Raw genomic sequence first — 12,529 nt, forward strand, 5'->3', positions numbered from 1 at the left:
TTCACAAATAACTTTACAAACGAGTTTGACCTGTTCCATAAACAAAGAATTTACTAGAAGTAAGGGCAGGTAATCCCATTGGACCTCTAGCATGAAGTTTTTGCGTGCTAATACCGATCTCTGCACCATAACCAAACTCTGATCCATCAGTAAAGCGTGTTGAAGCATTATGATAGACAGCTGCAGCATCTACTTTGTTAAGAAATTTCTTTGCATTAAGTTCGTCTTCTGTCACGATCGCCTCAGAATGATTTGTTCCATATTTATTAATATGATAAATCGCTTCATCTACACCAGTTATTACCTTGATACTAACTGTTAGTGCTAAATACTCTGTATACCAATCTTCTTCAGTTGCCAATTTCGCTGCACCAAATACGCTACTCACAACATCGTCACCATATATTTCTACTTCTTGACTGTTTAACGCATCTAATAAATCTTTTCCATATTGTGCAAACCATTTCTCTTCAACTAAAATGGTTTCAACGGAATTACACACAGATGGGCGCTGAACCTTTCCATTTAACACAATATTTTCGGCCATTTTATAGTCAGCCGATTGATCAATAAATACATGACAATTTCCCGCTCCTGTTTCAAGCACAGGGACTGTTGATTCTCTTACAACAGTATCAATCAAATTCTTGCCTCCACGAGGAATTAGTACGTCAAGATATTCTTTTAAATGAAAAAGCTCTTTTGCTGTTTCTCGACTTGTATCTTCTATAAGTTGAACTGCATCCTCTGGTAAATTGCTTCTTTGTAACGATTTATGAATGGATTTCACAAGAGCTTTATTAGAAAAACTCGCTGAAGAACTACCTCTTAAAATAACAGCATTCCCTGTTTTTAGTGCTAGTGTTGCAGCATCAACTGTTACATTAGGTCTTGCTTCATAAATCATCCCTATTACACCAAGTGGAACTCGCTTTTTCTTAACAAGCAAGCCATTTTCTTTTTCAATTGTTTCTAGTACTTCGCCAACAGGATCTTCTAATTTGATAAGCATCCTTATAGCGTCTGCTATATCGTGGATTCTTTTTTCATTTAACATGATTCTATCAAGCACACTATCTGTTAAACCATTGCGTTTTCCTGCTTCTAAATCTTTTTCATTTTCACATATAATAAATTCTTTATCATCGATCAATTGATTTGCTATTAACGCTAATGCATTGTTCTTATCTTCTGTTGAAATATCAACCATAACAAAACTAGCTTCCTTGGCAGCTTTTCCTTTTGCTAACACTTCACTCATCTTTAGAGCCCTCCTTCTGCTTTTACCCATTTATTTCGATGAATAACAACAATAGATGAAACAACTTCTTTTAATTCATCACTTCTTTTCCCCATCAGTTCATGTAATTCTTCTGATGAAAACAAAACCTCACCTTTCCCAAGTAAACCATTAGGACCTCTCACCTCGACAACATCACATTGTGAAAAGCTCCCATTAAAATCAATTACTCCTGCAGGCAAAAGACTTTTCCCTTTATATAAAAGCGCATCTTCGGCACCTTGATCAACATGAATAGTACCTGATACCTCGGAATGAAAGGCAATCCATTGGCGACTATTATTTATTGATGATAATCCTTCTTTGCCAATATAAGTTCCATTCCCATCACCTTGAAGAATCTCTATTAATTTTTGTTTTCCTTTACCTAGACCAATAAAGACTTGTACACCTAGATTTAAAGCAGTTTTAGCAGCCATGAGCTTTGATTTCATTCCTCCAGTTCCTACTTTAGATCCAGATCCCTGAGCAGCTTGTAACATGTCATCAGTAACTTCAGATAAAAAATCAATTTTTCGAGCTAAAGGGTTTGAACGTGGATTAGAATCATACAAGCCATTTATATCCGTTAAGATTATTAATTGATCAGCATGAATAAGTCCACTAACAAGAGCTGATAACATATCATTGTCACCAAATGTTAACTCTTCAACTGAAACAGTATCATTTTCATTTATAATTGGTAAAATTCCTCTTTCTAAAAGCTCTGTTATCGTAGCATAAGCATTTTTATATCTTTCCTGCTTTGAAAAGTCATTGCGAGTTAATAAAATTTGTGCTGGCTTTATATCAAATTGATTTAATTTTTCAAGATAGGATTGAACTAATAAGCCCTGACCAACAGCTGCGGCAGCTTGCTTCCCTTTTAAAGTAATTGGTCTTGTTGGATATCCTAGATGTGTAAAACCAGCTGCAACAGCACCTGATGAAACGAGTAAAACCTCATGTCCAAATTCACGAAGTCCAGCAACAGCTTGAACATGATCAGATAATTTTTCTTGATCGATTTGTCCTTTTGCATTCGTGAGCGAACTACTACCTATTTTTACAACAATTCGCTTTTTATCCATTTTTGTTCCTCCGCTACTGTTTTCCTTTTTAATTGCTTAATTTGTTCCCAAAAAGCCCATATCAAAATTCCACATACAAAAAGCCCCAATCATCCTAAAAATAAGGACGAAAGGAGCTCTGCTTCCGTGGTACCACCTTGATTGGACTCTATTATTTACACTTTTCGCAAATAACAAATCCCACTTAATCCTACTAACGCTAGGAACACGCTTATGTTTTCACAAGACTCAAAAGGTAGGTTCTGTGGCTTATACATTATGAAGTCTCTCAGCTAATAAACTTCACTCTCTGAAATGAAAAGGTCCACATACTAGTCCTTTTTTATAACGTTCTATATAAAATTTGCGTTGAATTTTTAATTTATACACAACAACTACAGCTAAGTTTTACATTATTATGGCGATTATTTTTGTCACTGTCAAGTAGACAAAATTAAATTTTTGAAAATTTAAACATTAACTATCACTTGCTTCATTTATAGCGTCATTTTTATCCCATTTTCCAAATTTATAATAACCAAATGCAATAACACTGCTCAAAATAAAACTAATGCCCATTCCCAAGGCAATACCATTTTCACCAAACCATTGTGAACAGAGATATGATAAAGGATAACGTAATAACCAAAATGAAAGAATATTTAATAAAAGCACTTGGAACATGGCACCAGCAGCTCGTACAATTCCGTTTAGAATAAAGTTAATACCTAAAAACGGGTAAAAAAAAGCTATTAATTGCAAATAAGATGTTCCAAAAAGAAGTGGTTCTTTATCATCCATAAATAGTTTAATAGCTGAATCAGCAAAGAAAAAGACAAATGTACTAATAACAAATATAATAATAAAATTAAACAGTACACCATATTTAGCAATTTGATGAACACGGTCCCATTTGTTTGCTCCGATATTTTGACCTGCCATACTATTAACCGCAGTACCTAAAGCCATTGCTGGTAGCATAATAAGACTATCTAGCCTTTGAGCTGCCCCAAATCCTGCAACAACATCGTCTCCAAATGAGTTAACAACACTCATAATAGCCATAACACCAGCTGAAATGACCATCATTTGAAGTCCTGAAGGTATTCCTAATGTCATGATTGTCTTCACTTCAATCAATTTGGGAGGCCTAGGAAAAATAAATGGCACCAAATTGCGTTTTAACGTATCAAAGATACCATATAGAAATGCAATTCCTTGAGAAAGAATTGTTGCATATGCTGCCCCTTCTATTCCAAGTTTAAAGACATATAGAAATAACGGATCAAAACCTGCATTCAAAATGACAGCAATTACTACATATTTAACAGGCGATTTGCTATCACCTAACGACCTTAACACTGTACTGATAAAGTTATAACCAAATAAAAAGAGTATCCCGATAAAGTTGATTTGGAGATATGCTGTTGCATCAGCTATCATTGATTGTGGAGTGCTGAGTAAGATTAATATCTTTTCAGATAAGAAGAAGCCTATTATACCCAATAAACATGATAGTAATGATAAAAGAACAACAAATGCATTAATATAACTTTCTAAGCCTTGACCATTTCCTTTTCCTTTTTGCTGTGACAAAATGGTTAACGCTGCATTATTAACACCAATAATAAATGATAAAATTGTAAAGATAACTGTTCCAGAAACAGCAATAGCACCAAGTGCATTAGCACCTAGTAAATGCCCAACCCATAAGCTATCAATAAATTGAAATGATATTTGAAGCAGATTTGTCAGCATGATTGGCAATGAAAAAATCCAAATTTGCTTTATAATATTTCCACTTGTAAAATCATGTTGAATCATGCTTGACATCCTCTCATTTTTATCTCTTCATGTTATCACAGCTTATTTATTCATTGCACAATAGTTGCTCTTAATAGAACTAATTGATTGAATATAAAAATGAAGAAGTTCTGCATCAGGAAAATTTATCATCACAGGATCTCTATCAATTTCGATAATAACTAATTGCTCAATACTTCTAAAAAGTTAAATTGTCATTACTTCTCACCTTTGTTGTCCTTCATTTTATGAATACCAGCTATATAACTCTCTATTAAAAGATAAAGGCTTTTATCAAGATCGAGCGGCAACCCAAATGCCCCTTTTTGCTCTAGAGAAGAAAATCCATGTAATATACTTCTTAAACCTCGAACAGCGTGGATCACTTCTTGTTCCTCTAAATCATAAGCACTTAAAATCTGAACAGTAAGATCAACAATTTTCTTTCCTGCTAACTCGATTTCTGTTTCTTCAGGCTTTGGTGCTGATAATGTTAACTCGTATAAACCTGGATGAGATCGTGCAAATGAAAAATATGCCATAGAAACAGCATGAACAGCTTCGTCCTTCGAGAGACCAATAGCAGCATTAGCTAACAGATTATACAATTCCTCTAATCCAAGAAGAGCTAATTTTTTTTTCAATCCTGTTAAACCATCGATATGATTATATAGTGATGGAGGCTTGATTGTTAATTTTTTTGCTAGTGTAGCAAGTGTTACAGAATCGATTCCTTGTTCATCTGCGAGTTCTGTTGCTGCCTTTAAAATAGTTTGTAAGTCAAGACCCATTCTAGGAGACATCTTATCTCTACCTTTCTTTTCGTTATTTTTTATTTCATTTCCTATCTACTAAGGTTTTTCTCTGCTTTTTCAATTGCTATTTGCAATTGAATATCTGGATCACTCAGCAAATCTCCGTGTCCTACCGCCAATAAACTAGGCGAGTATTGCTTTATTTTTTTTACACTTCCAAGAGATTTTTCTTTATTCCATGTAGCCATTGCTGGAAATGGAAACATAGGGCGGATTTGTCCACTTACAGCTATTCCTCCTCTAGTCTGTAACGCATCACCTACTATAATAGCTTTGCTTCTAGTATCAAAGAAGCTTATTGAACCAGGGGTATGTCCAGGCGTTAACACAACTCGTAATGAGCCAACACTATCATCCTCTTTCAACAGCTTATCAGGTATTAAGCTGATATCTTTAGGGATTCCTCCTTTTATGGGTGTTTGTGGTTCATCTTGATCTAATGATGTATCTCCTTTTAATAACCGACTATCACGTGCTGATATTGACAGTGGAACACTAGGAAATTTTTCTTTCAATCGGTTTAAAGATCCTACATGATCACCATGTGCATGTGTAAGTAAAATATTTGTTAGTGGTTTTCCTAATTTTTCAATTACATCTACAATTCCCTTATAGCTACTTGGTATTCCAGTATCAATTAATGTAAGTCCATGATTATCTTCAACAATATAACAGTTCACAGGAAAAAAGCCTGGTAAAAAAGTTAATTGAATTAAATCTCCAATTCTCGTTACCTTCATTCATTTCATCTCCCTAAATGTTATCAACAAAAAACTAACACCATTAGTTTCAGTATAAACTAATGGTGTTAGTTTTACAATTAATATTTTATTGATGTTTATAGTTACAGACTATTGCTTTTTAATAAGGCTGTTAAATTGTTACTGAATTCGTTACAGCTATACGCTATTACGCAGGTGTATCATTATTCACCTTTGATAGACAAAGAGGTAACAATCAAATTATTTAACATAGACTTAAAAATGATGAAACCCCTACTACTTTGAAGAAAGCTAAGAACATAAAAAACACCAAGATATACTTCCATCTTGGTGTCTAATTACTTTAAATTCGATATACTCTTGTTTCAAATGGTTTTAATGTTAATATACTTATTGAATCATGGTTTCCTACTTCATAGTTAGCTAGAAGAAGTTGATTTGATTCAAAAGCAATACTAAGATCTTCCTCCCATGTAACTGTATCAGCTGTCAGATTTGAAAAAACAACAATTTTTTCATCATCTAATGAACGTGTGTACGCATAAATAGCGGGATGTTCATCAAGAATTAGTTCATAAGCTCCGTATGTGAAAATATCATTGCTTTTTTTAAGCTTAATCATTTTTTTATAAAAATGTAAAACAGAAGATTCGTCTTGTTGCTGTTTCTCGACATTAATATCTCGGTAATTCTCATTCACACCTATCCACGGTGTTCCAGTTGTAAATCCAGCATTAGGTTCATTTGACCATTGCATAGGAGTTCTTGAATTATCTCGACTTGTCGCCCAGATCACTTCCATGATCTCATCATGTGAAACCCCTTCTTCGCGTTTAAAACGATACATGTTCTTTGTAGCTACATCATTATATTCTTCAATCGAATCAAATTTAACATTTGTCATACCAATTTCTTGACCCTGATAAATAAAAGGTGTTCCTTGCATTAAGAAGTACATTGTAGCTAAAGAAGTAGCACTTTCAAACCAGTATTCTTGATCATCACCCCAAGTGGAAACAACACGTGCTTTATCATGATTTTCTATAAATAAAGCATTCCATCCTTTATTTTCAAGAGCTTTCTGCCAATTTGTTAATACTCTTTTTAAACCTAGTATATCCAAGCCATTTTGAGATTCTGCATCCCATAATGCTAAATGTTCAAATTGAAAGACCATATTAAATTTCCCTTTTTCTTCACTAACCCACAGCTCTAAATCTTCAGTATTATCAACCTTTACTCCATTCGCCTCGCCAACAGTCATAATATCGTATTTAGAGAAGGTTTCTTCCTTTAATTCATCAAGATATGTGTGGATCCCCTCCACATTCATATGCTTATCAAAAGAAGAAACATATCTTTGGCCTTCTGGATTTGGCATATCAAGTAAGCCTTCTTCTTTATTAATATGACTTATTGCATCAACACGGAATCCATCAATTCCTTTATCAAGCCACCAATTGATCATATCGTACAACGCAGTACGCACCTCTTTATTTCTCCAATTAAGGTCAGGCTGCTTTGTTGAAAAGATATGAAGATAATATTGGTTTGTTTTTTCATCTAACTGCCATGCAGATCCACTAAAAATACTTTCCCAGTTATTTGGCTCATTACCATCTTTACCATCTCGCCAAATATACCAATCACGCTTAGGATTATTTTCTGAAGACCGTGATTCTATAAACCAAGGATGCTCATCACTTGTGTGATTGATTACTAGATCAATAATCAATTTCATTCCACGTTTATGAACTTCTTCTAAAAGAAGATCAAAATCTCCCATTGTACCGAAATCATCCATAATATCTTGATAATCACTAATATCATATCCATTATCATCATTAGGAGATTTGTACATAGGACAAATCCATATTACGTCAATTCCAAGATCTTTTAAATAATCTAGCTTTGAAATCATCCCTTGAAGATCTCCAATGCCATCTCCATTAGAATCCATAAAGCTTCTCGGATATACCTGATAGGCTACTGCCTCTTTCCACCATAATTTATTCATTAATCTGCCTCACAATCAACATTGACTTATTTTCAAACACTTTATTAATTATTAAATAATCAAATAAAACTCTACTATTATGACCAATAATAATAATAAGCAAAAGTTTAAGGTCTAAAAAAAGGAAGAGGATAATTGATAAAATGTACGTATCATCACATTTTCATCACTCATCCTCAAGAAAGTTTAAGATATAGTTATTTCTTTTGTTCACATGACTTCCGCTCAATGAACTTTGTAGGAATCGTAATCCTTTTAGGTAATGTATCTGGTACACTTATTTTTTCAAGTAAACATTTAGTTGCCTCAAAACCAAGCTGATAAATACAAATATCGACAGATGTTAATGGGGGCTTTGAATGTTCAGATAGCATTAAATTATTAAAGCTTACAATTGAAATATCGTCTGGAACACGAATATTCATATCCTCAAGATGACTTATCATTTCATATGCAATTAAATCATCTTGTGTTACAAGTGCTGTAGGGGGATCACTTAAATTCATTAGTGATGCAATTGCTTCCCTACCATTCTCCTTAATAAAGTCTTCATGAACTAAATAGTCCTCATTAAATGGAATACCAGCATCTTGTAATGCGAGCTTATAACCGTTTAATCGATCTATTGTTACAACAAAGTTAGTACTGCCTCCGACAAAAGCAATATTTTTATGTCCAAGTTCAATAAGGTAATTTGTAACTTGTTTTGTTATATGAATATTATCGTTATCAACATATGATACACGTTCTTCATTTTCATCTGGCCTTCCTACAACAACAAAAGGAAAATCAGATTGTTGTAAAAACCGCATTGTTTTATCATTAATACGAGAATAAAGGAGAATAACTCCATCAACCCTTCTACCTAATACCATTGATGTTACTTCATGATAGATTTCATCTTCTGTTGACCCAGTAGAAAGGTAAATTCCATATTTATTATCGTGTGAACTAGTACTTATTCCTCTAAGTACTTCAGGGAAAAAGGGATTTTGAAATGCATAATAAGCTGAATTAGGCATAATTACACCTATTGCTTGTGTGCTTTTTGCCGCTAAGCTTCTTGCCTGTAAATTAGGATGATAACCTAATTCCTCCATCACTTCTCGAACTCTTTTTTTTGTTTGCTCACTTATGCGAGAACTATTAGCAATAACCCTCGAAACTGTTGAAGGTGCAACGTTTGCCAGTTTTGCTACATCTTTAATTGTAACCATTGGTGCCTCCTTACCAAATGCAGGGTGATAACAAATGTGATATCTATTTGATTCCCTATTTGTTACACCCTTTCCTGCTTGAAAAGAAAAATAAACTGTCGAGAAGGATATGGGAACGATTTCTCATTCCTTATAGTTGATATTATTTAACTGCACCTTCAGATATACCTTTTATAATTTCACGTTGAGCGAAGAAATATACAATAATTACCGGTATAATTGCAATTGTTAAACCTGCAAGTGCTAAATGCCACTGCTTTGTATACTCACCAAAGAAGAAGAACATTTTAAGTGGAATTGTTTGCAATCCTTCTTGGTTAATGACTAATGATGGTAATAAATAATCATTCCAAATATAAATAATGTTTAAAATCGCAACTGTTACAGTAATTGGTTTTAAGATTGGGAAGATGATGTGCCAAAATACTTGGAATTTGCTACATCCATCAATTGTTGCTGCTTCATCTAATGATTTAGAAATACCATTTAAAGTACCGTGGTATAAGAAGATTGATAAACTGCTTCCGAATCCTAAATACATAAAGATTAGACCTACACGATTTAACATTTCTACCTGTCCAAATACTGTTATAAGTGGAATCATAACTGATTGGAAAGGAATTAACATGGCTGCAACAAATACCATAAATAAAAATGTACTGATTTTACTTTTATTACGAGATAAAGCGTAAGCTGCCATAGATGAAAAAATGATAATAATCAATACACTCGTAACTGTAATAATCACTGAATTAAAGAATGTTTGGATAAAATCAAGTTCTTCAAAGGCCTGAATATAGTTATCAAATGTAAATTCTTCAGGTAAACGAATAACATCTGAAAATATTTCTCTTTTTGTTTTAAGAGAGTTAACGATCATTAAATAGAAAGGTGAAAGCCATAAAAGCCCTAATAAGATTCCTAATATCTCAAGTGAAAATGGATATTTGCTTCTCATTACATTTCAACCTCCCTTTTCTTATTAATATAAACTTGAGTTAAAGCTATTACTGCAACTATGATAAAGAAAACAACAGCTTTTGCTTGTGCATATGCCATATCTCTCTCTCCAAATGCAGTTTTAAAGATTTCCATTGCCACCATTTGTGTGGAATTATATGGTCCACCTGCTGTTAGTGAAAGGTTTTGATCATATAACTTAAATGAGTTTGATAAAGTTAAGAACATACTAACCGTAAATGCCGGTGCAACTAGAGGGAATATAATATATCTTAAGCGTTGGAAAGGACCAGCTCCATCAATTTCAGAAGCTTCTAACAACTCACTAGGAAGTCCTTCTAAATACGCGATATAAATGATCATAATATAACCTGACATCTGCCAGCTCATCAAGATAACTAGCCCCCAAAAGCCTGTTTCAGTTGTAGATAACCAACCCTTCAGACTCTCGATCCCAAACATATCTCCAAAACCAGAAAATACTTTGATGAAAATAAACTGCCAGATAAATCCTAAAATCAGTCCACCAATTAAGTTTGGCATAAAGAAAACCGTTCTTAAAAATTTACTAGATTTAATTTTAGTTGTAACAATTAATGCTAAACCGAGCCCAATTATATTCGTTAGAAAAACCGACACAACTGAGAATTTAGTTGTAAACCAAAGAGAGTTTAAAAACTCTTCGTCTTTAAAGGCATCGATATAATTCTCGAAACCTAGGAATGAACCAGTTTTTATTCCATTCCAATCAGTAAATGAATAGTATACCCCTATTAATAAAGGTAAAATAATAACCAATGTTAATGCTAATAGGACCGGCGCTAAAAACAACCAATATGATAGATCCTTTGTACGCATCATGTTTTATCCCTCCAACATATGATAGCTTTTTAATGTTTTACCTTTGTTTAACTAACAAAGATTTATATAACGTCCTTTTCATGGTGTGCTATAAGACGCTTCATAATAGAAGGTGACACTACCTTCTATTATGAAGTGCCTTATACAATAATGGTAAATTAGTAGATTAAATGTATGAGCAAACGAAGTAGCAAATATCGCTACCTCGTTTGCTCACTTTCTTACTATCTATTAACTATTCTGCTCTCGCTTCTTCCCAAGCAGCTTTTGAATCGTTAATTACTTCTTCCCATGTAGCTGCATCGCTCAGATATTTTTGGATGTTAACACCAAGTTCATTTTGAGCCCAGTTTAGTGGGTATCCACTGAATGTCCAACCAATTGTTTTTCCTGCTTCTGCATACTCATAAATTGATTTTGAAAGTGGATCTGTAATTTTTGAAGCATCATAACCTTCATAAGCTGGGATGAATTTAAAGTCACTAACAACAGCTTCTTTACCTTCATCAGAAGTATATAACCAGTCTAGGAATTTCTTAGACTCTTCTACTACTTTTTCATCTTTGTTCTTATTTACTGCCCAGTACATTGGAACACCTACAGGAATTGAATCCTCTTTATATCCTGGAACTGGTATTGGTAAAATACCAACTTTGTTATTAGCTAACTCTTCGTCAATACCTGCGATAGATCCGTATACCCAGTTACCTTGTTGAATAATAGCAACCTTACCTGTAGAGAATAATTCTTCTACTTGTTGTGAATAATCAAGACTTACAACAGGTTGAACTGAGAATTTGTTTTGTAAATCGATAAAGTTTTTCATTGCATCTGCATATTCAAAAGCAATTGTGTCAGCTTCATAAGCCTTAGTTACATTACCGTCAAATTCTGGAGCGATAAATGCATTTGCTAAATGTTGACCTGTTACCCAAGTCTCTTTAGCTGGGAAAGCAAATACTGCATCTAAGCCTAAGTCACCTTTTTTTCCATCTAATGTTGCAACAGCTTCTTCTAATGAAGCCATATCTTTAATTGTTGTAGGATCAATTCCCGCTTTTTCGAAAATTTCAGTGTTGTAAATTAAACCATAACCTTCTTGGTTAAATGGTAATCCATATGCTTTATCTTCTTTAGTAACTCCGTCAAGAGTTCCTTCAAGCGCAACTCCTGCTGCTTGAGTATCTGTTAAATCAGCTAAGCTATCTTCCCAGTCAATAACATCAGTAGGACCACCGATGTTGAAAATTGCTGGCTCATCACCTGAAGCAAATTTAGATCTTAATGCTGCACCATAATCTTCTCCGCCACCAACAGTTTGAATGTTGATTTTAACGCCTGGATTTGCTTCTTGATATTGTTTGGCAACAGCTTCAAATTGATCTTTAAATTCTACTTTAAATTGGAAAATATCTAATGTAACTTCTTCTCCTCCTGCATCATTACCACCAGATTCTGTACCTTCTGTTTCATCAGAACCGCCAGAACAACCAGCAAGTACAACGCTTACAAGAAACATAATAGAGAAAAGCCCCAAGAATAATTTTTTGCTACTCATTGTTTTTACCCCCATTTTTTATTTATGCGCTTTCAGTTAGAAAAACGTTTGCACAATTAGTTTTAAAAAAACATAGTTACTTTTAAAACAGATTAACATAAATACACTTAAGTCTTTGTTATTCTATTTTAATTATATGTAATCTATGTGCACTTAATTGCGAAATCGTTTGCACTAACCTTGCAATAAAAATATAACACACATATTTATTCCGCACAATATTTTTT

Annotated in this window: 10 protein-coding genes and 1 other annotated feature; all 10 genes read right to left on the minus strand. The window is 33.7% G+C overall.

What is annotated here, in order from left to right:
• Positions 1–13 precede the first annotated feature (13 nt).
• The 10 genes from JOC75_RS08745 to JOC75_RS08790 all read right to left on the minus strand — a co-directional run bounded on the left by JOC75_RS08745 (position 14) and on the right by JOC75_RS08790 (position 12,302).
• Positions 14–1,261, minus strand: a complete 1,248-nt coding sequence (locus JOC75_RS08745) for a glutamate-5-semialdehyde dehydrogenase (RefSeq protein WP_204953690.1) — start codon at positions 1,259–1,261, stop codon at positions 14–16.
• Between the two features lie 2 nt (positions 1,262–1,263).
• Positions 1,264–2,370, minus strand: a complete 1,107-nt coding sequence (proB, locus tag JOC75_RS08750) for a glutamate 5-kinase (RefSeq protein WP_204953691.1) — start codon at positions 2,368–2,370, stop codon at positions 1,264–1,266.
• A gap of 99 nt (positions 2,371–2,469) precedes the next feature.
• Positions 2,470–2,705, minus strand: a binding site (T-box leader).
• A gap of 121 nt (positions 2,706–2,826) precedes the next feature.
• A complete protein-coding gene (locus JOC75_RS08755; protein ID WP_204953692.1) occupies positions 2,827–4,173 on the minus strand; it encodes an MATE family efflux transporter in 1,347 nt (448 codons plus the stop codon).
• 197 nt (positions 4,174–4,370) lie between these two features.
• Positions 4,371–4,955: a TetR/AcrR family transcriptional regulator gene (locus JOC75_RS08760; RefSeq protein ID WP_204953693.1), complete on the minus strand. Its 585-nt coding sequence runs from the start codon at positions 4,953–4,955 to the stop codon at positions 4,371–4,373.
• Positions 4,956–4,996: 41 nt separating this feature from the next.
• Complete coding sequence (locus JOC75_RS08765) at positions 4,997–5,707, minus strand: MBL fold metallo-hydrolase (RefSeq protein ID WP_204953694.1); 711 nt, start codon at positions 5,705–5,707, stop codon at positions 4,997–4,999.
• Between the two features lie 325 nt (positions 5,708–6,032).
• Positions 6,033–7,706 (minus strand): glycoside hydrolase family 13 protein, encoded by a 1,674-nt coding sequence (locus JOC75_RS08770; RefSeq protein ID WP_204953695.1) that lies wholly within the window; start codon positions 7,704–7,706, stop codon positions 6,033–6,035.
• Positions 7,707–7,903: 197 nt separating this feature from the next.
• On the minus strand, positions 7,904–8,923 hold the full coding sequence (locus tag JOC75_RS08775) for a LacI family DNA-binding transcriptional regulator (RefSeq protein WP_204953696.1): 1,020 nt from the start codon (positions 8,921–8,923) through the stop codon (positions 7,904–7,906).
• 142 nt (positions 8,924–9,065) lie between these two features.
• The gene (locus tag JOC75_RS08780; RefSeq protein ID WP_204953697.1) at positions 9,066–9,881 is read right to left on the minus strand and encodes a carbohydrate ABC transporter permease; all 816 of its coding nucleotides are present in this window, start codon (positions 9,879–9,881) and stop codon (positions 9,066–9,068) included.
• Complete coding sequence (locus tag JOC75_RS08785; protein WP_204954198.1) at positions 9,881–10,741, minus strand: carbohydrate ABC transporter permease; 861 nt, start codon at positions 10,739–10,741, stop codon at positions 9,881–9,883. The genes JOC75_RS08780 and JOC75_RS08785 overlap by 1 nt, the downstream gene beginning before the upstream one ends.
• A 238-nt stretch (positions 10,742–10,979) precedes the next feature.
• Positions 10,980–12,302: an ABC transporter substrate-binding protein gene (locus JOC75_RS08790; protein WP_204953698.1), complete on the minus strand. Its 1,323-nt coding sequence runs from the start codon at positions 12,300–12,302 to the stop codon at positions 10,980–10,982.
• Positions 12,303–12,529: the final 227 nt, after the last annotated feature.

Source organism: Metabacillus crassostreae (assembly GCF_016908395.1).
GTDB classification, from domain to species: Bacteria; Bacillota; Bacilli; order Bacillales; family Bacillaceae; genus Metabacillus; species Metabacillus crassostreae.